Origin of the sequence: Mycobacterium kansasii ATCC 12478 (genome assembly GCF_000157895.3) — a bacterium.
Lineage (GTDB): Bacteria > Actinomycetota > Actinomycetes > Mycobacteriales > Mycobacteriaceae > Mycobacterium > Mycobacterium kansasii.
In genome coordinates this window covers 4,723,099-4,745,256 of sequence record NC_022663.1, presented here as the reverse complement: position 1 = coordinate 4,745,256, position 22,158 = coordinate 4,723,099, and the positions used below count along the sequence as shown (strand labels likewise).

General features: G+C 65.9%; 27 protein-coding genes. 14 read left to right on the top strand and 13 right to left on the bottom strand.

All coding sequences use genetic code 11. The annotated features are described in order from the left end of the window. Positions 1-19: 19 nt before the first annotated feature. The gene (locus MKAN_RS20735; RefSeq protein ID WP_023371744.1) at positions 20-337 is read right to left on the bottom strand and encodes a J domain-containing protein; all 318 of its coding nucleotides are present in this window, start codon (positions 335-337) and stop codon (positions 20-22) included. 276 nt (positions 338-613) lie between these two features. Next, positions 614-1,036, bottom strand: a complete 423-nt coding sequence (locus tag MKAN_RS20730) for an Hsp20/alpha crystallin family protein (protein WP_023371742.1) — start codon at positions 1,034-1,036, stop codon at positions 614-616. A gap of 419 nt (positions 1,037-1,455) precedes the next feature. On the opposite strand from MKAN_RS20730, the gene MKAN_RS20725 reads away from it, so the two are divergent. The 3 genes from MKAN_RS20725 to MKAN_RS20715 are packed head-to-tail and all read left to right on the top strand — an operon-like array spanning position 1,456 to position 2,830. After that, on the top strand, positions 1,456-1,665 hold the full coding sequence (locus MKAN_RS20725; RefSeq protein ID WP_023371740.1) for a hypothetical protein: 210 nt from the start codon (positions 1,456-1,458) through the stop codon (positions 1,663-1,665). Positions 1,666-1,724: 59 nt separating this feature from the next. Continuing rightward, complete coding sequence (locus MKAN_RS20720) at positions 1,725-2,525, top strand: alpha/beta fold hydrolase (RefSeq protein WP_023371738.1); 801 nt, start codon at positions 1,725-1,727, stop codon at positions 2,523-2,525. Then, a complete protein-coding gene (locus MKAN_RS20715) occupies positions 2,513-2,830 on the top strand; it encodes an MGMT family protein (protein WP_023371736.1) in 318 nt (105 codons plus the stop codon). The genes MKAN_RS20720 and MKAN_RS20715 overlap by 13 nt, the downstream gene beginning before the upstream one ends. On the opposite strand, the gene MKAN_RS20710 is transcribed toward MKAN_RS20715, so the two are convergent. The 3 genes from MKAN_RS20710 to MKAN_RS20700 form a co-directional block, all read right to left on the bottom strand. Then, complete coding sequence (locus tag MKAN_RS20710) at positions 2,819-3,673, bottom strand: TIGR02569 family protein (RefSeq protein ID WP_023371734.1); 855 nt, start codon at positions 3,671-3,673, stop codon at positions 2,819-2,821. The genes MKAN_RS20715 and MKAN_RS20710 overlap by 12 nt on opposite strands. Positions 3,674-3,840: 167 nt before the next feature. Continuing rightward, the gene (gene moeZ, locus MKAN_RS20705) at positions 3,841-5,019 is read right to left on the bottom strand and encodes an adenylyltransferase/sulfurtransferase MoeZ (RefSeq protein ID WP_023371732.1); all 1,179 of its coding nucleotides are present in this window, start codon (positions 5,017-5,019) and stop codon (positions 3,841-3,843) included. A 213-nt stretch (positions 5,020-5,232) separates the two neighbouring features. After that, entirely contained in the window at positions 5,233-6,270 is a 1,038-nt protein-coding gene (locus MKAN_RS20700; protein ID WP_023371730.1) for a DUF3152 domain-containing protein, read from the bottom strand. 194 nt (positions 6,271-6,464) lie between these two features. Between MKAN_RS20700 and MKAN_RS20695 the strand changes: the two genes are divergently transcribed. Beyond that, the gene (locus MKAN_RS20695) at positions 6,465-7,148 is read left to right on the top strand and encodes an HTH-type transcriptional activator FasR (RefSeq protein WP_023371728.1); all 684 of its coding nucleotides are present in this window, start codon (positions 6,465-6,467) and stop codon (positions 7,146-7,148) included. Here the strand turns inward: MKAN_RS20695 and MKAN_RS20690 are convergent. Continuing rightward, positions 7,145-7,390 carry a DUF3107 domain-containing protein gene (locus MKAN_RS20690; protein ID WP_023371726.1) on the bottom strand — a complete coding sequence of 82 codons (246 nt, stop codon included), beginning with the start codon at positions 7,388-7,390 and terminating at the stop codon, positions 7,145-7,147. The genes MKAN_RS20695 and MKAN_RS20690 overlap by 4 nt on opposite strands. A 457-nt stretch (positions 7,391-7,847) precedes the next feature. Between MKAN_RS20690 and MKAN_RS20685 the strand changes: the two genes are divergently transcribed. Next, a complete protein-coding gene (locus MKAN_RS20685; protein WP_036391743.1) occupies positions 7,848-8,426 on the top strand; it encodes a hypothetical protein in 579 nt (192 codons plus the stop codon). Between the two features lie 6 nt (positions 8,427-8,432). On the opposite strand, the gene MKAN_RS20680 is transcribed toward MKAN_RS20685, so the two are convergent. Next, positions 8,433-9,128 carry a ferritin-like fold-containing protein gene (locus tag MKAN_RS20680; RefSeq protein ID WP_023371720.1) on the bottom strand — a complete coding sequence of 232 codons (696 nt, stop codon included), beginning with the start codon at positions 9,126-9,128 and terminating at the stop codon, positions 8,433-8,435. Between the two features lie 258 nt (positions 9,129-9,386). On the opposite strand from MKAN_RS20680, the gene MKAN_RS20675 reads away from it, so the two are divergent. After that, the gene (locus MKAN_RS20675) at positions 9,387-10,901 is read left to right on the top strand and encodes a DEAD/DEAH box helicase (RefSeq protein ID WP_023371718.1); all 1,515 of its coding nucleotides are present in this window, start codon (positions 9,387-9,389) and stop codon (positions 10,899-10,901) included. Positions 10,902-10,916: 15 nt separating this feature from the next. Further along, on the top strand, positions 10,917-12,140 hold the full coding sequence (locus MKAN_RS20670; RefSeq protein ID WP_023371715.1) for an Rv3212 family protein: 1,224 nt from the start codon (positions 10,917-10,919) through the stop codon (positions 12,138-12,140). A gap of 91 nt (positions 12,141-12,231) precedes the next feature. Here the strand turns inward: MKAN_RS20670 and MKAN_RS20665 are convergent, their stop codons facing one another. Beyond that, complete coding sequence (locus MKAN_RS20665; protein ID WP_023371712.1) at positions 12,232-13,032, bottom strand: ParA family protein; 801 nt, start codon at positions 13,030-13,032, stop codon at positions 12,232-12,234. A 76-nt stretch (positions 13,033-13,108) separates the two neighbouring features. On the opposite strand from MKAN_RS20665, the gene MKAN_RS20660 reads away from it, so the two are divergent. The 3 genes from MKAN_RS20660 to MKAN_RS20650 are packed head-to-tail and all read left to right on the top strand — an operon-like array spanning position 13,109 to position 15,284. Continuing rightward, positions 13,109-13,708: an acid phosphatase gene (locus MKAN_RS20660; protein WP_023371710.1), complete on the top strand. Its 600-nt coding sequence runs from the start codon at positions 13,109-13,111 to the stop codon at positions 13,706-13,708. Then, on the top strand, positions 13,705-14,805 hold the full coding sequence (locus MKAN_RS20655) for an isochorismate synthase (protein ID WP_036391167.1): 1,101 nt from the start codon (positions 13,705-13,707) through the stop codon (positions 14,803-14,805). The genes MKAN_RS20660 and MKAN_RS20655 overlap by 4 nt, the downstream gene beginning before the upstream one ends. After that, complete coding sequence (locus MKAN_RS20650; RefSeq protein ID WP_023371706.1) at positions 14,802-15,284, top strand: GNAT family N-acetyltransferase; 483 nt, start codon at positions 14,802-14,804, stop codon at positions 15,282-15,284. Before MKAN_RS20655 ends, MKAN_RS20650 begins: the two co-directional genes overlap by 4 nt. Here the strand turns inward: MKAN_RS20650 and MKAN_RS20645 are convergent. Beyond that, positions 15,236-15,667 carry a hypothetical protein gene (locus tag MKAN_RS20645; RefSeq protein WP_023371704.1) on the bottom strand — a complete coding sequence of 144 codons (432 nt, stop codon included), beginning with the start codon at positions 15,665-15,667 and terminating at the stop codon, positions 15,236-15,238. The genes MKAN_RS20650 and MKAN_RS20645 overlap by 49 nt on opposite strands. Before the next feature lie 673 nt (positions 15,668-16,340). On the opposite strand from MKAN_RS20645, the gene MKAN_RS20640 reads away from it, so the two are divergent. Beyond that, on the top strand, positions 16,341-17,306 hold the full coding sequence (locus MKAN_RS20640) for a diacylglycerol/lipid kinase family protein (RefSeq protein WP_023371702.1): 966 nt from the start codon (positions 16,341-16,343) through the stop codon (positions 17,304-17,306). 276 nt (positions 17,307-17,582) lie between these two features. Then, on the top strand, positions 17,583-17,837 hold the full coding sequence (whiB1, locus tag MKAN_RS20635; protein ID WP_023371700.1) for a transcriptional regulator WhiB1: 255 nt from the start codon (positions 17,583-17,585) through the stop codon (positions 17,835-17,837). A gap of 58 nt (positions 17,838-17,895) precedes the next feature. On the opposite strand, the gene MKAN_RS20630 is transcribed toward whiB1, so the two are convergent. Together MKAN_RS20630 and MKAN_RS20625 are read right to left on the bottom strand one after the other, a co-directional pair. Continuing rightward, complete coding sequence (locus MKAN_RS20630; protein ID WP_023371698.1) at positions 17,896-19,398, bottom strand: sensor histidine kinase; 1,503 nt, start codon at positions 19,396-19,398, stop codon at positions 17,896-17,898. Between the two features lie 46 nt (positions 19,399-19,444). Continuing rightward, positions 19,445-19,660 carry a biotin/lipoyl-binding carrier protein gene (locus MKAN_RS20625; RefSeq protein ID WP_036391739.1) on the bottom strand — a complete coding sequence of 72 codons (216 nt, stop codon included), beginning with the start codon at positions 19,658-19,660 and terminating at the stop codon, positions 19,445-19,447. A gap of 201 nt (positions 19,661-19,861) precedes the next feature. Here MKAN_RS20625 and MKAN_RS33095 point away from each other — a divergent pair, with 201 nt between their 5' ends. Beyond that, positions 19,862-19,936 carry a 50S ribosomal protein bL37 gene (locus MKAN_RS33095; protein ID WP_085976515.1) on the top strand — a complete coding sequence of 25 codons (75 nt, stop codon included), beginning with the start codon at positions 19,862-19,864 and terminating at the stop codon, positions 19,934-19,936. A 12-nt stretch (positions 19,937-19,948) separates the two neighbouring features. Here MKAN_RS33095 and rsrA read toward each other — a convergent pair whose 3' ends face one another. After that, complete coding sequence (rsrA, locus tag MKAN_RS20620; protein ID WP_023371694.1) at positions 19,949-20,254, bottom strand: mycothiol system anti-sigma-R factor; 306 nt, start codon at positions 20,252-20,254, stop codon at positions 19,949-19,951. Continuing rightward, positions 20,251-20,901: a sigma-70 family RNA polymerase sigma factor gene (locus tag MKAN_RS20615; RefSeq protein ID WP_160937730.1), complete on the bottom strand. Its 651-nt coding sequence runs from the start codon at positions 20,899-20,901 to the stop codon at positions 20,251-20,253. The genes rsrA and MKAN_RS20615 overlap by 4 nt, the downstream gene beginning before the upstream one ends. Before the next feature lie 356 nt (positions 20,902-21,257). Between MKAN_RS20615 and MKAN_RS20605 the strand changes: the two genes are divergently transcribed. Next, a complete protein-coding gene (locus tag MKAN_RS20605) occupies positions 21,258-22,106 on the top strand; it encodes an SDR family oxidoreductase (RefSeq protein ID WP_023371688.1) in 849 nt (282 codons plus the stop codon). Positions 22,107-22,158 lie beyond the last annotated feature (52 nt).

The window sequence follows — 22,158 nt, the reverse complement described above, 5'->3', positions numbered from 1 at the left end:
GGTCTGCAGCAGCCGGCCGTCACCGATGCCAGCGCACAGGCCCCGCCCACAGGGTCGCACCGACGTGGACAGAGTCATTGCGTCTGACCGCGATTCGAGCCGAGGGCCGGTGTTTCCGAACGCGAGCAACCGCGCGGTCGTAGTCGTCGCGCAGCTGCGGATCGCGCAACACGCGGTAGGCCGCCAGAACTTGCCGCAGCCGTTCGTCGGCGCCCGAGTCCGGTTCGCCGGACCGCAAGTCCGGGTGGCACCTGCGCAATTGGCGCCGGTAGGCATGGGTTATTTCGGTCTGCGTTGCCGTGGGCGGAACGCCAAGGATTGCGTAGAGGTCAATCATGGAGTAGCACCGCGCCTTTCGTGAGTGATGGCGGGTTGCTGCTGGAAGTGGGCGCGCCGTCCCGGGCGCGCCCACTTCTACCGGCACCCTCCGCGCAGCCTCACCTCAACCACGTTGGGTGGCAATGCGCTGCGGTTACGGACTCCGTCGCGCGTCGATTGTGGCGACAGACGGCACGGAGGGCCGCAAGCGTCAAGCAGATGTCAATCCGGCGTCATCACCTCCTTGTCGAGATCCGTTGCAACCAATAGTCGGAGCGGCTGGAAACCAATGCCGTCAGGCATTGATCGGCGTGCGCTCCCCGTTGTGGCTGATCTCGATACGGCGCGGTTTGGCCTTCTCCGCGATCGGAATGGTCAGGCGCAACACGCCGTCGTGGTAGCTGGCCTCGATTCTGTCGCTTTCAAGGGTGTCGCCCAGGAACAGCTGCCGGCTGAAGACGCCGCGCGGCCGCTCGGCCGCGACCACCTCGCGCTCGCGATCGAGATCGGGGCGCTCTGCGCGCACCGTGAGCACATTGCGTTCGACGTCGAGGTCGAGCGAGTCAGGGTCCACGCCCGGTAGGTCGAATTCGACGATGAACTGGCCTTCTTCCCGCCAGGCATCCATCGGCATAACGGCCGGGCGCGCCGGAGTGCCCAGCACTTGCTCGGTCCAACGGTCGAATGCACGGAGTGGATCTGAACGCACCAACATCATATTTCGCCTCCTAGCCGCAACGATTATCTATGTTGATGGTCATAGGTTCTATCTACCACCTCGACTGGCCGTGCGCAAGCATGACAACCGAAATTTTTTCCGATTCGGTGGCCGCGGCTGTTCTCGATCCTTCTGGCGTACACCGCATTTCATCGCCGGCGAACCCAACGCAGCCAGCCGCCACCGAGTGGCGCGGGACCGCGACGGGCCCGAAGCGATAGGGCATCGCAGCGTCCCGGCGAGCAGGTGGCACAATGCAGGTAACTGGTCGCCACTGGTCCTAATGGTTGATCGGGAAGTTCTGGAAGACCCAGCGAGAAGCTGCCAATACGCAGTGGCCGTGACCCGAGACTGCGGGCCGGACTGCAGGGGCAACGTGGCCGGCCAGCAGCCGGGGAGCTACAGCAGGAGTATCGATTATGGGCAATGCCGACGGACTAGGTCCGCAGGATCAGGTTCCCGAAGCGGATGCGGCGGAGCAGCACCGCACCGTCGATTTCGACGACGAAGCGGGGTTGGACACCACCTACCTGAGCGATGCCGCGGATCGCGAAGCCAACGAAGCCGACGTGATCGATCAGGCCTATATCGTTCCGGTATCGGACGACGACGCGGACCTCGACCGCTAGCACCGTCGCCCCGGGCCCCATCGACGGCACGCAGTGATCTGGCCTGGCACCATCGACCTGTGACTGTCGACCTCCACGTCCACCGTTACGGTCCGTCCGGCCCTGTCCAGGTGCTGACCATTCACGGAGTCACCGAGCATGGGCAGTGCTGGGAACTCTTGGCCGACCGCTTGCCCGAGGCCACCATCGCCGCGCCTGATCTGCTGGGTCATGGCAGGTCATCGTGGGCGGCCCCGTGGACCATCGATGCCAATGTGTCGGCGCTGGCCGCACTGGTCGATGAACAGGCCGACGGACCGGTTGTGGTGGTCGGACACTCGTTCGGCGGTGCTGTCGCCTTGCGGCTGTCGGTGGTCCGTCCGGATCTGATAGCAGCGCTGGTGTTGCTCGATCCGGCGGTCGGTCTGGATGGATCGCGGGTACGCGAGGTGGTCGATGGGATGGTGGCATTCCCCGATTACGCCCATCCGGCCGCGGCGCGCGCGGAGAAGGCGACGGGAGCCTGGGCCGATGTGGATCCCGCCGTGCTCGACGCCGAACTCGCGGAGCATCTCATCGCGTTGCCGAGCGGACGGTATAGCTGGCGAATGAGTCTGCCGGCAATGGTGTGTTATTGGAGCGAGCTCGCTCGGGAGATCGTGCTGCCTCCGGCCGGAACCCCGACAACACTGGTGCGGGCGGGGCGGGCGGATCCGCGGTATGTCAGCGACGAACTGGTCGCCGCCCTCCGTCAACGGCTGGGAGTCGATCTTGTGCTGCACGAATTCGACTGTGGACACATGGTGCCTCAAGCCAAGCCCGCCGAGGTTGCCGCGCTGATCCGCCAACACCTGGCAACGCCCTCGCCATGGCACCGGTGACCGACGAGCAGATCGAGCGGGTGCGCGCGCTGGTTGCCGCCATACCGCCCGGCAGGGTCGCGACCTACGGTGACATCGCTTCGGTGGCTGGACTTTCCAGTCCGCGCATCGTCGGCTGGATCATGCGGACCGACTCCGCGGATTTGCCCTGGCACCGGGTGATCACCGCCTCCGGACGCCCGGCGCGGCACTTGACCAGGCGGCAATTGGAGCTGTTGCGGGCCGAAGGTGTGCTCAGCACCGACGGCAGGGTCACGCTGGGTCAGGTGCGTTACGCGTTCCCGCCCGGGCTGTCAGAGCATTAGCCGGACCAGCGCCGCGGTGCGGGCCAGACCGGGAAACGCCTCGGCCGTGGAACGCGGGTGCAGCGCATGCACCGCCAGCCGAAACATCAACGCGCGCAATAACATCTGTGGCCATTCCGGCAGCGCGCTCCACCGCTCGATGAGTCCGTCGTCGGCCTCTCCCCACGACAGCGCATCGACGACGACCACCCCGGCAGCCCAGGACGCGGGCCGCCAGTAGGGCGTGATATCGGTGATCCCGGGTGCCGCCGCTCCCACGAAAAGCACTGTGCCGTATAGATCCCCGTGCACCACCTGGTTGGGGCTCCGGGTCGGCTTGCGCAGCGTGGCAAGCTGATTGATCAGATCGATCGATCGCTCGGCATCCGCCGTCGGCGAGGACGACCGGGCACCGGGCGGAATGGACTGCAGCGGCCGCTCCTCCCATGCCGCACGGTCGGCGGCGATGAAGACGTCTACTTCCGCCCACGGCGTCGTTGGCCCCTGGGTCAGGAAGCGTGGCCGTTCTAGCTTGCTGGTGGCCTCGTGCAGGCGCACCGCCGCCGAGACGACCTCGTCGTGCCGAGCCTCCGGAGTGCCGGCGACGAAAGTGTCTGCCCGCCAGCCGGAAACCACGTACCGGCCGTCGGTCGAGCGAACCGGGCGGGCCAACCGGACCCCGTCGACAAACAACGTTTCGCGCACTCGCGCCGACCAAGCCGCGCGGGCGTGGTCGGCCACCATGGACAACACCACTTCGCCGCACCTCCAGCCACCTTCCCAGCTGGAACCCAACGAGGCGGGCTGCACACCGGTCAAACCAAATGCCGCCAGTACGTGCTCGGGCGGTGGCTCGACACTCACACGGGTCAGCCTAGTCGGGCTCCTCAGCGGGTCGACACGACCCGCTGAGGAGCCCGACAAATGGGGCACCGTCGGGCGACCATATCCGAGCGGGTCGACACGACCCGCTGAGGAGCCCGACTAATGGGGCTCACCACCGGCCGTCAGGACCGGCGCTCGGATCCGGCTCAGTACATCACCATGTCGGGCTGCATTTGCCGGGCCCACGCGACGATTCCGCCCTGCAGGTGGACCGCATCGGAGAAACCCGCCTTCTTCAGCGCGGCCAACGCCTCGGCCGAACGCACACCCGTTTTGCAGTAGAGCACCGGCATCCGGTCCTGGGGCAGCTTGGCCAGGCCCTCACCCGACTTGATGGATGACTGCGGAATCAGTGTCGCTCCGTCGATGTGCACGATGTCCCACTCCACGCGCTCGCGGACATCGATCAGCGCCAGTTTCTTGCCGGAATCCATCAGCGCGCGCAATTCCCGCGGGGTGATCGTGGATCCGCTGGCCGCGTGCGCGGCATCGTCGGACACCACGCCGCAGAACTGTTCGTAATCGACCAGCTCGGTGATCTTGGGCGTCGACGGATCCTTGCGGATCCTGATCGTCCGGTAGGTCATCTCCAGCGCGTCGTAGATCATCAACCGGCCCAACAGCGTCTCACCGAGCCCGGTGATCAGCTTGATCGCTTCCGTCCCCATCACCGACGCGATCGACGCGCAGATGATGCCCAACACGCCGCCCTCTGCACAGGAGGGCACCATGCCGGGCGGTGGCGGCTCCGGGTACAGGTCACGGTAGTTGAGTCCCCGCCCGTTGGGCGCATCCTCCCAGAACACCGAAACCTGGCCCTCAAAACGGTAAATGGAACCCCACACGTACGGTTTGCCGGCCAGTATCGCGGCATCGTTGACCAGATACCGGGTGGCAAAGTTGTCAGTGCCGTCCAGGATCAGGTCGTACTGCCTGAACAGCTCGACGGCGTTACCCGGCTCGAGCCGGTACTCGTGCAATTGCACGTCGACCAACGGATTGATCGCGACGATCGAGTCACGCGCCGACTGGGCCTTGGACCGTCCGATGTCGGCGACGCCATGGATGATCTGGCGCTGCAGGTTGGACTCGTCGACCACGTCGAAGTCGATGATGCCGATGGTGCCGACACCGGCGGCAGCCAGATAAAGCAGCGTCGGTGATCCGAGCCCGCCGGCCCCGATTACCAGCACCCGTGCGTTCTTGAGTCTCTTCTGCCCGTCGACACCCAGGTCGGGAATGATGAGATGGCGACTGTAACGGGCCACCTCTTCACGGCTCAGCGACGGTGCGGGCTCAACTAGGGGCGGTAGCGATGTCGACACCGAACATCTCCTCGGTCATCTTGCGATTCAGCTTGTGCAGGCGTTTGTCAGGGCACAGTCAGGGCATCATCTAGGACCCATCACAGCAGCTGTCCGGATCGACGGCAATGAGATCAACACCCACACCGGCGGTGTTGCTTCCCGGGGTCGGCGTCATCGGTCCACTGCACCGGCTTTTCGAGCGTCGAGCGTGCGGCGGCGGCGAGCCCGTGGTCAGGCGATTGGGTATGGCCACGGATTGAATCGGCAAGTCTTGCCGTCCGCCTTCACCCATTCGGGATCGAACTTGGCTGCATCGTCGTCGGATGTGGAGAACGTCTGCTGCATCATCACCGGCGCCAATCCACCCTGCTTGTCACACGGCTCGTGACGCAGGTACCCGATGGCGTGCCCGACCTCGTGGTTGATCACGTACTGCCGGTAGGACCCGATATCGCCTTCGAACGGGACGGCTCCGCGCACCCAGCGAGCCTCGTTGATGAAGACGCGTGCCTGCCGGTCCGCTCCGAAAGACGGGTTGTAACAGGAGGTCTCGAGCCGGAACTCGTAACCGCACCCTCCGCGCACCGTCAGCGGTGACACCAGGGAAATGCGGAAGTCGGGCTTTGCCTCGTCGGTTCCGTCGATCCGGACGAACGCGAATCGCGGATCGTGGGTCCAGCCTTTGGGATTGGCCAGCGTCTGGTCAATCATCTGGGCGAACGCGTTGTCGCCGCCGTACATCGTCGGGTCCAGCCCGTTCTCGATCTCGACGGTGTATTTGAAGACCTTTGCCGTACCCTGCCCAACCTGCGGTGTGGTACCCGGAACCACGCGCCATGACTTTTCGCCTCCTTCGGTGAAGGGGCCACCATCGGGCAGTGTTCCGGCCGGCAGGTTGGCATCGAATGCGGCCAGACCGCGAGGCGGCGTATCGATGATCGCCGTCCCCACCGAACCGATGGAGGGCGGGTCATGAATGGTGGCGGCGGCCACCGCCGACCTGGGTGACGTCGTCCCCGTCACCGTCTGATACACCACCACCGCGGTAAGCACCATCAGGATCGGCAGCGCATACGCGCGCCAGCCGTAGGTCGATACGAACCGCCCCAGCCAGGTTTGTTTGCGCCATTGGCGCGGCCTGTCGCGGTCAACGCGCGGCCGTCCGGCGGCCTGCCCCAGCGGGTCACGCTGGGCCCGCAGCGGTTCACGCCACGGCTCGCGCAGCACCGGCACCCGAGCGGTGCTGCCCGGCGGGCGGGTGGACGTCATTTCCCCAGGATGGCACAGTCGGCCGTGACTGCCACCCCTGGCGCGCCCGAATACGCCGGCCGAAGCCCTTCATCCAGCGTCGACAATGTCTGTTCGGATCGGCGGGCGCCTCGGGTAGTAATGTCTTGCGATAAACCGTGCGGGCGCGGGGATGGCAAGTTGCCCGCGAATCAGCGCGACCAGATTGAGGACCGATGAGCGATCTCGCCAAAGCCGCGCAACGGCGTGCCGTCAGATCGGCCGACCGCATGCGGCCAGTGGAGGTTCCGGCCCCGAACCGCAAAGGCAATCGGCTGCCCCGCGATGAGCGCCGTGGCCAGTTGCTTGTCGTAGCCAGCGACGTCTTTGTCGACCGCGGCTACCACGCCGCCGGCATGGACGAGATCGCCGACCGCGCTGGTGTCAGCAAACCTGTTCTGTATCAGCACTTTTCGAGCAAGCTGGAACTGTATCTGGCGGTACTCAAGCGGCATGTGGACAACCTGGTGTGCGGCGTCCAGCAGGCGCTGCGTACCACCACCGACAACCGCGGGCGGCTACACGCGGCGGTGCAGGCATTCTTCGACTTCATCGATCACGACGGCCAGGGGTACCGGCTGATCTTCGAGAACGACTACGTCACCGAGCCCGAGGTCGCCGCTCAGGTGCGCGTTGCCACCGAATCATGCATCGACGCGGTGTTCGCCCTGATCAGTGAGGACTCGGGGCTGGACCCGCACCGCGCCCGGATGATCGCGGTGGGCTTGGTCGGGATGAGCGTCGACTGCGCCCGGTACTGGCTGGATTCCGACCGCCCCATTTCCAAGTCGGACGCCGTCGAGGGCACCGTGCAGTTCGCCTGGGGTGGTCTGTCGCACGTGCCCCTTGCCCGCTCCTAGCTCCGCGCTGCGTCTGCGCCGATTCCGAACCCGACCCGGCGGGCGTCGGCGACGCCGATTTCGACATAGGCGATCTTGGCGGCATCAATCAGGAACCGACGGCCCCGGTCGTCGCTGAGGCTCAACAGACCCGAATCCTCACGCAGCGCTGCGGCAACGAGTTCTTCGACCTCATCGGGGGTCTGTGCACTGGCAAAGACCAGCTCGCGCGGACTGTCCGTGATACCGATCTTGACCTCCACGGGGGCCCCTTCCTTTGGTACTGACGTCGCAGGCGTTTGAGCAGCAGGCTAGTAGACGCTCACGGCGTCGACCGCACCCCCGGCCCCTAGCGCCATCATCACGATTGGGTCTAACTCGGCCGGACACGCCAACGAGCACCGGACCGTTACCGCGGGCGTCGATAACATCAGCCTCATCAGCAACATGTATCACACCCTGTACCAGGATTCTCGAGGCTCTCGAGACTCCCGCGACGTCCGGGACCACCCGGACGAGTTGAGCCATGCCGCCGAAGCCGACGACGACTACGGCTACGGCTACGGCTACGGCTACGGCTACAACTACGACCACGACCACGACCACGACCACGACAGCTACGGCAGCTACGACGACGGCTACGAGGACGAGGGCTACGGCGAGCTGGTCTGGTCGACCGAGAGTCGGTGGCGCCCCGTCGCCGCAATCCTCGGCGTGGTGGTGGCGCTCGGCGCCGTCGCGACCGCGGTCATCATCAACAGCGGCGACAGCGCCACGACAAAAGCGACGGTGGGAGCGCCAGTGGGAGCGCCGATGCCCCGGACGGTGGTCTCCACCACGCCGCGGACGACGGCCCCACCCAGCACGTCACCGAGTCCCCCGCCGAGTACAAGCGCACGGCCCAGCACGTCGGCGCCGCAGCTGGCCCCCGAAACCGTCACCACGGTGACGATTCCCAGCGCTGCGCCGACGCGAATCCCGACGGCCGTGCCGCCGCAGCCGGGCACACCGCCGTCGGCGGCGCTGAGTCCCCGCGCCGTCGTCTACAGCGTGACCGGGACCAAGCAACTCCTCGACATCGTCAACGTCGTCTACACCGACGAGCGGGGCTTTCCCGTCACCGAGTTCAATGTGGCGCTGCCGTGGACCAAGATGGTGGTGTTGAACCCCGGCGTGCAGACCGAGTCGGTGGTCGCGACCAGCATCTATAGCCGCCTCAACTGTGCGATCGTCAACGCCCAGGGTCAGCCGGTCGTGGCGTCGACCACCAACTCGATCCTGGCGACGTGCACTCGCTGACAGCGGTCAGGCCAGACCGAGTTCGCGCATACGTTGGTCGTGAGTCTGCTGCAGACGCTCGAAGAAGGCGCTGAGCTGGCCCAGGCCACCGGAGCCCGCTACCACCAAGTCGACCAGTTCGTCGTGATCGGCCAGCAGCAATTGAGCTTGCGTGATTGCCTCGCCCAGGAGTCGGCGTGACCACAGCGCAAGACGGCTGCGCTGTTTGCCGCTGGCGGTGACTGCCGCACGTACCTCGGCGACCACGAATTGGGAGTGCCCGGTCTCGGCCAACGCCGCCCGAACCACGTCGGCAACCTCGTCGGGTAACCCGTCGGCGATCTGCAGGTACAGATCCGCGGCCAGCGCGTCGGCGACATACGTCTTTACCAGAGCTTCCAGCCAGGTACTCGGCATCGTCAGCCGGTGGTAGTTCTCCAATGCCGACACATACTTCGACATCGCCGGCACCACGTCGACACCGCGGCGCTCCAGCGCGTCGCGCAATAGCTCGTAGTGAGCCATTTCGGCGGCCGCGATGCTGGCCATCGAGATCCGCCCCTGCAGATTCGGCGCCATCCGCGCCTCGTCGGTCAGCCGATAAAAGGCCGCCACTTCGCCATAGGCCAGCAGCGCGAACAACTCGTTGACGCCGGGATGGTCCGCCGGTAACCGTGGCCTGGTCGAATCGGCCACCTGATCGGCGGATGTGGGCGAAGTCATGGCAACACTCTAGTCGCCGGAACCACTTGCACACCGGTGGCAGTTGGCCGACCAGCTATCATGGGATTTGGTAGTGGCTGGATCTGTGCTGTTACTACCGGGAAATGTGCGTGCACGTTGCTTCGCCCGCCCAGATCGAACAGCGGGCCGGCCTCTCGGCGACATATCGGAGTCGGAACTCGTGCGCGCGACGAACCGCGACAAAGAAGTACCGACATCAGACCGATACTCGTCACCGAAAGGCTCTTCACCCCCCTAATGACTGCACTTAAAGGCACAACCGAACTCAGCTTTGCCCAACTCGGAGTCCGCGACGAAATTGTGCGCGCGCTGCGGGAAAAGGGCATTGAGCATCCCTTTGCTATCCAAGAACTCACCCTGCCCTTGGCGCTGGCCGGCGAAGACGTGATCGGCCAAGCCCGAACGGGCATGGGCAAGACTTTCGCGTTCGGCGTGCCGCTGTTGCAGCGCATAACCTCCGACACCGCCGCGCGCCCGCTCACCGGTACCCCCCGGGCCTTGGTGGTGGTGCCCACCCGCGAGTTGTGCCTGCAGGTCACCGATGACCTGGCCACCGCGGCCAAGTACCTCACCGCCGAGGAAACGCGTCGCTTGTCGGTGGTCTCCATTTACGGAGGGCGGGCCTACGAGCCCCAGGTCGAGGCGCTGCGCGCCGGCGCCGACGTCGTCGTGGGCACCCCGGGCCGGCTGCTGGACCTGTCCCAGCAGGGCCATCTGCAGCTGGGCGGCCTGTCGGTGCTGGTGCTCGACGAGGCCGACGAGATGTTGGATCTGGGCTTTCTACCCGACATCGAGCGCATTCTGCGACAAATCCCCGCCGAGCGGCAATCGATGCTGTTTTCCGCCACCATGCCGGACCCGATCATCACCCTGGCCCGCACTTTCATGGTGCAGCCGACCCATATCCGGGCCGAGGCACCGCACTCCCTGGCCGTGCACGACACCACCGAGCAGTTCGTCTACCGCGCCCACGCCCTGGACAAGGTGGAGCTGGTCAGCCGGATCCTGCAGGCCCGCGACCGGGGCGCGACGATGATCTTCACCCGCACCAAGCGCACCGCGCAGAAGGTTGCCGACGAGCTGAAGGAGCGCGGCTTCGCGGTCGGCGCCGTGCACGGCGATCTTGGGCAGATAGCGCGTGAAAAGGCGCTCAAGGCCTTCCGCGGCGGCGACGTCAACGTGCTTGTCGCCACCGACGTGGCCGCGCGCGGCATCGACATCGACGACGTCACCCATGTCATCAACTACCAGTGCCCCGAGGACGAAAAGATGTACGTCCACCGCATCGGGCGCACCGGCCGGGCCGGACGCACCGGCGTCGCGGTCACCCTGGTGGACTGGGACGAGCTGGACCGCTGGACGACGATCGACACGGCACTGGGCCTGGGCTCCCCCGACCCCGCCGAAACCTACTCCAACTCACCGCACCTGTACGCCGAGCTGTCCATCCCGGCCGAGGCCGCCGCGGCCGTCGGTCCCCCACGCGCGTCGCAGCCCAAGCGCCGTGCCACGGATCAGGAGGGCCAGCAATCGGTAACCGCTCGCTCCGGCGCGAGGCGTCGACAGCGCACCCGCGGCGGCAAACCGGTCACCGGGCATCCCGCCCCCGGCCCCGCGAATGAGGCCGCTGCAGAGCCCGGGTCCGCTTCCGGGTCGAGCTCCCCTTCGTCGAACGCCGGGAACACCCGGCGCCGGCGTCGACGCCGCAAGCCCGCCTGCGTCCCGGACAGCGCCACCGCCTCGGCCAACTGAGGCCGACGCTCGAGCATGGTCAAACCGGAGCGGCGTACCCGGGGCGATATCCTGGCCGCCGCGGCCATCGTCGTGGTCGTCGCCGTGGTTGCGGCACTGATCTGGTGGACCAGCGACGCCCGGGCCACTATCAGCCGGCCGGCCGCGACTCCGGCGCCCAACCCCACGCCGGCCCGGGAAGTTCCGAGCACACTGAAGCAGCTCTGGAGCGCGCCCAGCCCCGCCAGCCGCGTACCCGTCGCGGTCGGCGGGACCGTCGTCACCGGCGACGGACGCCACGTGGACGGGCGAGATCCGGCCACCGGTGAGACGCTCTGGAGCTACGCCCGCGACACCGACCTGTGTGGGGTGACCTGGGTCTACCGCTATGCCGTCGCCGTCTATCGCGATGACCGCGGTTGCGGTCAGGTCAGCACTATCGACGGGTCGACCGGACGCCGCGGACCCGCCCGCAGCAGCTACGCCGACCCGCGGGTACGCCTATCCTCCGACGGCACGACGGTGTTGTCGGCCGGCAGAACCCGCCTCGAGCTGTGGCGATCCGACATGGTCCGGATGCTGTCGTATGGGGAGACCGATGCCCGGGTGAAACCGTCAAATCGGGGTCTGCACTCGGGGTGCACGCTGGAATCGGCCGCGGCCAGTTCGTCATCGGTGGCAGTTCTCGAGGCTTGCGCCAACCAGGCCGATGTGCGGCTGGTCCTGCTACGCCCGGGCAAGGAGGAGGACGAGCCGGAACAGCGGATCGTGCCGGAACCCGGGATTCGGCCGGGATCGGGCGCTCGGGTACTGACCGTCTCGCAGAACAACACCGCGGTGTACTTGCCCGGTGAATCCGGCGCGCAGCCACGAGTCGACGTGATCGACGAGACGGGGACTACCGTGGCGAGCACACTGCTGCCCAAACCGCCATCACCTGAGGCCACGGTATCGCAGAGCGGCAGCCTGGTGACTTGGTGGACCGGCGATGCACTGCTGGTTTTCGACAGTGGCAAACTGACCCAGCGCTACACCATCGCCGCCGGCGAGACGGCGGCGCCGGTAGGACCCGGGGTGATGATGGCCGGTCAGCTGATCGTGCCGGTCACCGGCGCGATCGGTGTCTACGATCCGGTCAGCGGCGCCAACAACCGTTACATCCCGGTGGACCGTCCGCCGAGCGGCTCAGCCGTGATCCCCGTCGTGGTGGGATCCAGGGTGATCGAGCAGCGTGGCGACTCCGTGGTGGCATTGGGCTGAACCCGGCGCCCGCGGCCATCGGCGAGCAGACGAACAATCGCACAGTGCCGGCTGTTTGGATGCGATTCGGTGTCTGGTCGCGCGGCTAAATCTAAAGCTCCACGGCGAATGTGGGCAGCGGCTTGCCCGACTTCCAGTGCTTCAGTAGCGCCTGGGCCAGGTCGCGATAGGCCACCGCCCCCTTGTTCTTGCGCCCGGCCATGACCGACGAGCCCGATGCGCTGGCCTCTGCGAAACGCACCGTTCGCGGAATCGGCGGGGCCAGCACCGGCAGGCCGTAGCGATCGGCGACATCGAGCAGTACGTCGCGGGTATGGGTGGTTCGGGAGTCATAGAGGGTAGGTAGGGCCCCCAGCAACCGCAGATTCGGGTTGGTGATCTGCTGAACGTCAGCGACGGTGCGCAGGAGCTGTCCAACACCGCGGTGGGCCAGCGTCTCGCACTGCAACGGAACAATGACTTCGTCGGCGGCCGTGAGTCCGTTGAGCGTGAGCACCCCCAATGACGGCGGACAGTCGACGATGACCACGTCGAACTGGTCGGAGAGTTTGGCCAGCGCCCGCTTGAGCGCATACTCCCGGCCGGCACGCATCAACAACATCGCTTCGGCGCCGGCCAAGTCGATGTTGGCCGGCAGCAGCGCCATTCCCTCCATGGTGGTCACCAGCGCGGTGTTCGGCTCCACTTCCCCGAGCAGCACCTCGTGCACGGACACGGGTAGCTTGTCGGGGTCCTGGCCAAGCGAGAACGTCAAGCAACCCTGCGGATCCAGGTCGACGAGTAGCACCCGCCGTCCCTTGTCCACCATCGCCGCGCCGAGCGAGGCGACCGTCGTCGTCTTGGCCACCCCGCCCTTCTGGTTGGCCACCGCCAGTACCCGGGTCTCTGTCACAGTGCCATCCTGGCACGTGCCCGGCAGTCTGGTAGGGGCGACGGGTCCGGCATGTCGTCCGGCACAATCGGTCGGCATGGGCATACACGAACACCGGCTGCTGCTGGTCCGCCACGGCGACACGGAGTGGTCGAATTCGGGCCAGCACACCGGCCGAACCGATATCGAGCTGACCGAAGCCGGCCGGATGCAGGCCGAGCTGGCCGGAAAGGCTCTGGGCGAACTCGATCTCGACAACCCACTGGTGATCAGTAGCCCACGTAAACGGGCCCTGACCACCGCCGAGTTGGCCGGGCTGACGGTCGACGAGATATCTCCACTGATCGCCGAATGGGACTATGGCGCCTACGAGGGGCTGACGACCGCCCAGATCCGCGAGGTCGAACCAGACTGGCTGGTGTGGACGCACGGATGCCCCGACGGTGAAAGCGTCGCGCAGGTCAGCGAGCGCGCTGACCGTGCCGTCGCGCTGGCACTGGAACACCTGGCGTCACGCGACGTCGTGTTCGTCGGCCACAGCCACTTTTCGCGGGCGGTGATCACCCGCTGGGTCGAGCTACCGCTCGTCGAGGGCACCCGCTTCTACATGCACACCGCCTCGGTCAGCATCTGCGGGTTCGAACACGGGATACGCCAGCTCTGCGCGCTCGGAGTGAAGGGGTATCCCGGCAATTGAGCCCCATCGAGCCGCCCTTCGCGCTGTGCGGGCCCGGACGAACTCTGGTCGCCCACGGGGTGCGGGCACGCTACCGCGACATCCGGGCGGCGCAAGCGGCGCTGCGCTCCGGTTCTGTGCCGATGATCGTGGGCGCGTTGCCTTTCGACGTCAGCGAACCGGCCGCGTTGATGGTGCCGACGAGCGTTCAGCGCCTTGAAGCGCTGCCCGGCTGGCCAACCGGCCCGCTGTCGCCGGTTCACATCAGCGCCGCAATTCCGCCGCTCGCCGAGCATCGCGCCCGAATCAGCTATGCGCGGGATCAGCTTGCCGTACTTGATAATCCGCTGCGCAAGGTGGTCCTGGCCCGGGCACTGCGGCTTACCGCCGACGCTCCGCTGGACGCCCGCGTCATCCTGCGCAGGTTGGTCGCGGCCGACCCGGCGTCCTACGGCTATCTCGTCGACCTGAGCGCTGCCGGCGACGATTATCTGGGAGCGGCCCTGGTCGGTGCCAGCCCGGAACTGCTGGTCGCGCGATCCGGTGACCGGGTCACCTGCCAGCCGTTCGCCGGGTCAGCCCCCCGTGCTGCCGACCCCGAAATCGACGCCGCCAATGCAGCTGCGCTGGCCGGCTCGGCCAAGAACCGGTACGAGCATCAGTTGGTTATCGACACGATGTACGCGGCCCTGGAACCCCTCTGCGACCACCTGGAAATCGCATCCGAGCCTCAACTGACCCGCACCGCAGCGGTCTGGCACCTGTGCACGCCAATCACCGGTCACCTGCGCGACACCGCCACTACCGCAATCGATTTAGCGCTGGCGCTACATCCCACGCCCGCTGTCGGCGGAGTGCCGACAAGCGCCGCCGGCGAGCTCATCGCTGCGCTGGAAGGCGACCGCGGCTTCTACGCGGGCACCGTAGGTTGGTGCGATGCGCGCGGTGACGGCCGTTGGGTGGTGTCCATCCGCTGCGCTCAGCTGTCAGCCGACCGTCGTAGCGCGATCGCCCACGCCGGCGGTGGAATCGTCGCCGAGTCCGATCCTGATGACGAAGTTGCAGAAACCACAACTAAATTCACGACGATGCTGACCGCATTGGGAGTGCAGCAGTGACCGAGAACATCCGCCGCGCCATACCGGGCGACATCGCCGATATCGTGGCCATGGTTCACGATCTCGCGGAATTCGAGCGCGCCGCCGATCAATGCACCGTCACCGCAAAGCAAATGTACACAGCGCTTTTCGGCCCGTACCCGACGGTTCGAGGACACGTCGTCGACAGCGACGGTCAGATCGCCGCGATGGCGTTGTGGTTTCTGAACTTCTCCACCTGGGACGGTGTCGCCGGCATCTTTTTGGAAGATCTCTATGTGCGGCCGAGCTTTCGCCGCCGTGGCCTGGCCAGCAGGCTGCTGGCCACATTGGCCGGTGAGTGCCTCGACAACGGCTACACGCGGTTGTCCTGGGCCGTGCTGAACTGGAATTCCGATGCCCTAGCCCTCTACGACGGGATCGGTGGACAGCCGCAGCGCGAGTGGACCACCTATCGGCTGTCCGGGCCGGGCTTGGTTGCGTTGGCCGGACCGCGGTGATCGCTGCCGGCCACCCAGCGCAGCGTCGGAGGGCTGAAGAGCAGTACCAGAATGGTCAGCGCCACGATCGCTAGCGGGATCCCGAACGCCGGTTGCCGCGAGCCGACGCTCAGATACCACGCCACCGGCAGCAGCAATAGCTGGGTGAACACGGCCACGCCGCGGCCCCAGCGTTTGCCGAGCACCAGAGCGCTGCCGCCGGCCAGCACCCCGCCACCAATCAGCACGAACCAGACCGCGGTTCCGAGCCCGTTGACCACGTGTTGATCGGCCCCGGCAAGGCCGCGCACCACCAACACTGCGGCCGTCACCAAGGCCGCTGTGCCCTGTACCACGACGATCAGTCCGGCGCCGCGCACGGTAGTCGGGGCACGAAAAGTCACCGCACCAGCGTAGTCACAGGAATGTTGGCGGGCGGTGTGCCGGCCCTACAGAGCCGGACCGCGACCTGCCAATCACGTCACACTGGTCGCAGTTGTCACGCGAGTAACTTGGCCGGCACGCACACAATTTGCCCACCTTTCAGCGACAACCGCGCAAATGCTGCTGGTCAATGATGTTCTCGAGCACAGCCCGTGGACGCCCGCTAAAGAACCATGTCGCCGTATCGAGTGTGTGCTGACGGTTTCGAGTGTGGATGTAGGGCGAGACTCCCGCGATCAGCCCCGCCCTGACAGCACAGTCGACGCCCTCAGCGCACAGTCGACGCCCCCGGCGCCGCGCTCCTCAACGGGCCCCACCGTCCCGCATCGTCGCACGGCGCAGCCCAATTGCCGCGCTCCTCAACGGGCCCCACCGTCCCGGATCGTCGCACGGCGCAGCCCAATTGCCGCGCTCCTCAACGGGCCCCACCGTCCCGGATCGTCGCACGGCACAGCCCAATTGCCGCGCTCCTCAACGGGCCCCACCGTCCCGGATCGTCGCACGGCACAGCCCAATTGCCGCGCTCCTCAACGGGCCCCACCGTCCCGGATCGTCGCACGGCGCAGCCCAATTGCCGCGCTCCTCAACGGGCCCCACCGTCCCGGATCGTCGCACGGCCTAGGCTCATGCCTCATGCGCGCCGTGCTGATCGTCAACCCCACCGCCACTTCCATCACACCGGCCGCCCGCGACCTGGTCGCCCACGCGCTCAAGAGCCGGCTACAACTCACCGTCGAGCACACCAACCACCCCGGTCACGGGGCCGAACTCGGTCAAGCGGCGGTTGCCGCCGGGGTGGACGTGGTTGTCGTGCACGGCGGCGACGGCACGGCAAGCGCAGTGGTCAACGGCATGCTCGGCCGCCCGGGATCGACCCCGTCGGGCCCCATACCGGCGGTCGCAGTGGTACCTGGTGGCTCGGCGAACGTCCTGGCCAGAGCGCTGGGGATGTCGCGTGACCCGATTGCTGCCACCAACCAGCTCATCCAGCTGTTCGACGACTACGGCCGGCGTCCACAGTGGCGCCGCATCGGGCTGATCGATTGCGGTGAGCGGTGGGCCGTGTTCAACACCGGAATGGGCGTTGACGCCGAGGTTGTAGCGGCCGTCGAGGCCGAACGCAGCAAGGGTGGCAAAGTCACGGCCTGGCGCTACATCCGTGCCGCGGTTCCCGCCGTGCTGCGCTACCGGAATCGCGAACCCGTTCTAACGCTGGAACTTCCAGGCGGTGAGCCGATTCCCGGGGTGAGCTTCGTCTTCGTGTCCAACTCGAGTCCGTGGACCTACGCAAACAACCGGCCGGTGTGGACCAACCCCGGCTGCACCTTCGAGTCTGGCCTGGGCGTGTTCGCCCTCACGACCGTGAAGACGATCCCGACGCTGCGCATCGTCCGGCAGATGTTCGCCAAGAGGCCGAAGTTCGAGTTCAAACACCTCATCACCGACGATGACGTCGCTTGCGTACGGGTCACCAGCACCGCGGCTCCAGTTGCCTGTCAGTTCGACGGAGATTACCTCGGCGAGCGCCAAACCATGACCTTCCGGGCGGTTCCCGACGCGTTGGCGGTGGTAGCCCCGCCCCCCAAAAAATGGCTCTGACCTGCGGTGATCCAAGCTGTGACAGCCTTGGGACGCAAATGTGGGGCGCAATTGGGAGGCAGTGTAGTACAAATGAGTAAGGGCTTTGGTAAGAGAACGTCAAAGTGAGATAGCCCACGCGCTTAGGTAACACTATTGACATCTGTTGAGCCTGTGAAACGATCAAAAGGTTGCATGCAGAGACATGTAGGGGTACGGATACCTTTCTTGTGCACGCGTTAAGCCAGGAAATACGCCCGTGCGCCTTGCTGCGCATTTAGTGAGGAGTAGTGACTAATGGATTGGCGCCACAAGGCGGTCTGTCGTGACGAAGATCCGGAGCTGTTCTTCCCGGTAGGGAACAGCGGCCCGGCGCTCGCGCAGATCGCTGACGCGAAACTGGTCTGTAATCGGTGCCCGGTAACCACGGAATGCCTCAGCTGGGCCCTGAACACCGGCCAGGACTCGGGCGTCTGGGGCGGCATGAGCGAAGACGAGCGGCGCGCGCTGAAGCGCCGCAACGCCCGGACCAAGGCCCGTAGCGGAGTCTGACGACTCGGTAGCACAGCTGTGCGGCCCCGGCAAATGTCGGGGCCGTATTGTTGTGCGCTCACTGCACCATCAACCGGCCACGCCGCCCGATCGGCACCCGCAACACCACGTCGGTTCCGCGCTCAGGAGCCTCACGCATACCCAAGGAACCGTCCAATTCCGCTGAGACCAGCGTCCGCACAATCTGTAAACCGAGGCTGTCGGACTTCTCCAGGTTGAACCCTTCGGGCAAACCCCGTCCATCGTCGTGAACCACGACATCGAGCCAACGCGCCGATCGCTCGGCACGAATCGTCACAGACCCACCTTGAGCAGCAGGGTCGAACGCGTGCTCGATCGCATTCTGCACTAACTCGGTGATCACCATGATCAGGGCAGTCGCGCGGTCGGAGTCCAGCACACCGAGGTCACCTACCCGGTTGATGCGGATCGGCCGGTCCACCGACGCCACGTCGTTCATGATCGGCAGAATCCGGTCGATGACCTCATCGAGATTCACCTGCTCGTCCACCGACATCGACAGCGCGTCGTGGACCAAAGCGATCGACGACACCCGACGCACCGATTCGATGAGGGCTTCCCGACCTTCGGCATTGGCGGTCCGACGGGCCTGCAGCCGCAGCAGCGCCGCTACCGTCTGCAGATTGTTCTTCACCCGGTGGTGGATTTCCCGGATCGTCGCGTCCTTGGATATCAGGGCCCGGTCGCGCCGTTTCACCTCGGTGACGTCGCGGATCAGGATGGCGGCACCGGCGCTGGCGCCGTGGACCATCAGCGGCAACGTCCGCAGCAGCACCGTGGCTCCGCCGGCGTCGACCTCCATCCGCATACTGGGCCCGCCGGTCAGCAGGTCGCGCACATGCTCGGCCACCTCTTCGGCCTCGAACGGATCCGATATCAGCGGCCTGGTGACCTCGACGAGGTGGTGCCCCTCCAATTCCGTGGTCAGGCCCATCCGATGGTAGGCCGACAGCGCATTGGGGCTGGCGTACGCGACGACACCGTCGACGTTCAACCGAATGAAGCCGTCGCCTGCCCGCGGGGTCGAACGCGACATAGCCACGTCCCCGACGTCAGGAAATGTGCCTTCGGACAGCATGTGCAGTAGGTCGATAGCGCACTCCCGGTAGGCCGTCTCGAGGTGACCGGACGCTCGTTGTGCCGCGACCGCCGTTTGATGCTGCGTCAGCACCGCCACCACCTGGCCGCCATACCGCACCGGGGAGGCCGCAACGTTGGGGCCTGGCAGTTCGCCCGAATGGCATTCGGCATCGCCTTGCCATTTGGCGGCGCCTGACGTGAACGTCTCGGCAACCAGCGGCAGCTTGTCGCCGGCGACGGCGGTGCCCACCGCGTCGGTCTGCAACACCGTCGGCGCGGTGTTCGGCCGGCATTGGGCCACGCAGACCAGCACGCCGTCGTCGCGGCGCACCCACATCAGGTAGTCGGCAAACGACAAGTCGGCCAGCAGCTGCCACTCCCCCACCACCGCATGCAGGTGGTCGACGGCGTTGCCGGGCAGGACCGTGTGTTCGGCCAGTAGATCACCGAGAGTGGACATCAAGAACCCCCGAGTCGCTCCCGGTTCGCGGATATGGGTCCAACGGCTAACTGATCACCGCGATGAGATCGCCGGCCTGGATGACGTCGCCCACGGCCACACTCACCTTGCTGACGGTGCCGTCGACCTCGGCCAGAACGGGGATCTCCATCTTCATCGACTCCAGCAGCACCACGACGTCACCCTTGCCGACTTGGTCACCTTCGCTGACTACCACTTCGAGCACGCTGGCCACGATCTCGGCGCGAACATCCTCGGACATCTTCACCCCACTCGTTCCGGCCATTTCCCATGCTGACTGCTGGATCTATCGGGCTGCGATCAGCTCATGTATATCGAACCATAAGGCCTGCGAGGGTTGCGGCGCGCGGGCTATCGCGGCCGCGTCGGTGACCGCGTGAGACACTGGACCCCAACCGCGGGCCCGAGTTGCCCGCTTCTGACTCGATACGGAGGTTCGATGATGGCCAAGCGGGGCCGAAAGAAGCGCGACCGCAAGCACAGCAAAGCCAACCACGGCAAGCGCCCGAACTCCTAGCCGGGCAATCCCTTACTCGCTACGACGGATTATGGTGGTCCGGCGTATCTCCAGCCGTACCCGCTCATGCAGGCTCTCAGGTGCCTTCTCACCTTTGCACTTGGTTGCTATCAGGAGCTTGATCCGCTCCTCCAGCCCGTAGTGCTTTAAGCAACCGGGGCAGGCCTCGAGGTGCTCACGTAGCTTTTGGCGAGTCTCTGCGGTGCACTCACCATCAAGCAGGGTCCATACCTCGGCGATCACCTCGGCACAGCCAACATAACCATGGGAGTCCTCGCGGTCCGGGCACGAGTCGCTTGAGCTGAGCACATCGCTCATGACGACACCTCCTCGTGGGGTTGGTCACCGCGGACAAAGCCCCGCTCTTTGGCGACATCAGCCAACAGAGCCCGCAGCTGACGTCGACCACGGTGCAGTCGCGACATCACCGTCCCGATCGGGGTATCCATGATCTCGGCGATCTCCTTGTAGGGAAAACCCTCGACGTCGGCGTAGTAGACCGCCATCCGGAATTCCTCCGGCAATGCCTGCAGCGCCTCTTTGATTTCGGAGTCCGGCAACGCCTCGAGCGCCTCGACCTCGGCCGAACGCAGCCCGCTCGAGGAATGCTCGGCGTTGGCGGCCAGTTGCCAGTCGGTGATCGCCTCGGTCGGATACTCCGCCGGTTGACGCTGTTTCTTGCGGTAGCTGTTGATGTAGGTGTTGGTCAGGATCCGGTACAGCCACGCCTTGAGGTTGGTGCCTTCCCGGAAAGAGCGGAACCCCGCGTAGGCCTTCACCATGGTCTCTTGCAGCAAGTCTTCGGCGTCGGCCGGATTACGCGTCATGCGCAGCGCGCCACCATAAAGCTGGTCGAGCAGAGGAATCGCGTCGCGCTCGAAGCGCGCGGTCAATTGCTCGTCCGTCTCGGCATGCGGCTGGGGACCGGGAACCTCCGACCAGGTCTCGCCATCGATGTCGGCCATCTTGATTAATACGGTCCCTTCGGTTGCGGTGTCACCGGACAGCGTCAAGGGCGATGCCGGACTCGCAAGGAAGCGATCCAACCGCTCCTCACACAGCAGGCTCGTCGCAGTTGACACCTGGCTCCCCTCCCCCAATCTAGAGGTCGCAACCGACAGCATGGGCTTCGGTCCATTGATTTCTTCTTATCGCCGGGACGTCCGCAAGGACCGCATCAAACAACGGCTTCAGCAGGCGCACTATTTCCGAGCCGCGCCCGAGCACACCCTGTGGCGGGACCGCGGCCGCTCATCGACCTGTGCTGGCCGCACCGGGATGTCCCGCAATTCGGATTGGCCGGTCACGTTAGTGTGACGCCATGTCCCTTAACGGCAAGACCATGTTCATCTCTGGCGCCAGTCGTGGCATCGGCCTGGCGATCGCCAAACGCGCCGCTCAAGACGGTGCCAACATCGCCCTGATCGCCAAGACCGCCGAGCCCCACCCGAAGCTGCCGGGCACGGTGTATACCGCCGCCAAGGAGCTCGAGGAAGCGGGCGGACAGGCCCTGCCGATCGTCGGCGACGTCCGCGACCCGGACTCGGTCGAGTCCGCGGTCGCCAAGACGGTCGAGCAATTCGGCGGCATCGACATCTGCGTCAACAACGCTTCGGCCATCAATCTCGGGTCCATCACCGAGGTCCCGATGAAGCGCTTCGACCTGATGAACGGTATCCAGGTGCGCGGTACGTATGCCGTGTCGCAAGCGTGCATCCCGCACATGAAGGGCCGGGAGAACCCGCACATTCTGACGCTGTCGCCACCGGTGTTGCTGGACAAGAAGTGGCTGAAGCCGACGGCCTACATGATGGCCAAGTTCGGCATGACCTTGTGCGCGCTGGGAATCGCCGAGGAGATGCGTGACGAGGGTATCGCCTCGAACACCTTGTGGCCGCGCACCCTGGTGGCCACGGCCGCGGTGCAGAATCTGCTCGGCGGCGACGAGGCAATGGCGAGGGCCCGTAAGCCCGACGTGTACGCCGACGCGGCCTACGTCATCCTCAACAAGCCGTCCCGTGAATACACCGGCAACTCGGTGCTGTGCGAGGACGTGCTCGTGGAATCGGGCGTCACCGACTTGTCGGTATACAACTGCGTGCCGGGGGCCAATCTCGGCGTCGATCTGTGGGTGGAAGAAGTCAACCCGCCGGGGTACGTCCAGCCGTGAGCCGGAGCGGCCGCGCCGGGCATCGCCGCGGGTGCGCCCGGATTTGACCGCG

Coding starts and splice junctions, on each gene's coding strand:
- MKAN_RS20730 (WP_023371742.1), bottom strand. CDS start 1,036: ATGATGTTGGTGCGTTCAGATCCACTCCGTGCATTCGACCGTTGGACC.
- MKAN_RS20640 (WP_023371702.1), top strand. CDS start 16,341: ATGCGCGCCGTGCTGATCGTCAACCCCACCGCCACTTCCATCACACCG.
- MKAN_RS20675 (WP_023371718.1), top strand. CDS start 9,387: ATGACTGCACTTAAAGGCACAACCGAACTCAGCTTTGCCCAACTCGGA.
- MKAN_RS20615 (WP_160937730.1), bottom strand. CDS start 20,901: ATGGCCGACATCGATGGCGAGACCTGGTCGGAGGTTCCCGGTCCCCAG.
- MKAN_RS20700 (WP_023371730.1), bottom strand. CDS start 6,270: ATGACGTCCACCCGCCCGCCGGGCAGCACCGCTCGGGTGCCGGTGCTG.
- rsrA (WP_023371694.1), bottom strand. CDS start 20,254: ATGAGCGATGTGCTCAGCTCAAGCGACTCGTGCCCGGACCGCGAGGAC.
- MKAN_RS20625 (WP_036391739.1), bottom strand. CDS start 19,660: ATGTCCGAGGATGTTCGCGCCGAGATCGTGGCCAGCGTGCTCGAAGTG.
- MKAN_RS20605 (WP_023371688.1), top strand. CDS start 21,258: ATGTCCCTTAACGGCAAGACCATGTTCATCTCTGGCGCCAGTCGTGGC.
- whiB1 (WP_023371700.1), top strand. CDS start 17,583: ATGGATTGGCGCCACAAGGCGGTCTGTCGTGACGAAGATCCGGAGCTG.
- MKAN_RS20735 (WP_023371744.1), bottom strand. CDS start 337: ATGATTGACCTCTACGCAATCCTTGGCGTTCCGCCCACGGCAACGCAG.
- MKAN_RS20695 (WP_023371728.1), top strand. CDS start 6,465: ATGAGCGATCTCGCCAAAGCCGCGCAACGGCGTGCCGTCAGATCGGCC.
- MKAN_RS20715 (WP_023371736.1), top strand. CDS start 2,513: ATGGCACCGGTGACCGACGAGCAGATCGAGCGGGTGCGCGCGCTGGTT.
- MKAN_RS20725 (WP_023371740.1), top strand. CDS start 1,456: ATGGGCAATGCCGACGGACTAGGTCCGCAGGATCAGGTTCCCGAAGCG.
- MKAN_RS20630 (WP_023371698.1), bottom strand. CDS start 19,398: ATGTCCACTCTCGGTGATCTACTGGCCGAACACACGGTCCTGCCCGGC.
- MKAN_RS20680 (WP_023371720.1), bottom strand. CDS start 9,128: ATGACTTCGCCCACATCCGCCGATCAGGTGGCCGATTCGACCAGGCCA.
- MKAN_RS20670 (WP_023371715.1), top strand. CDS start 10,917: ATGGTCAAACCGGAGCGGCGTACCCGGGGCGATATCCTGGCCGCCGCG.
- MKAN_RS20660 (WP_023371710.1), top strand. CDS start 13,109: ATGGGCATACACGAACACCGGCTGCTGCTGGTCCGCCACGGCGACACG.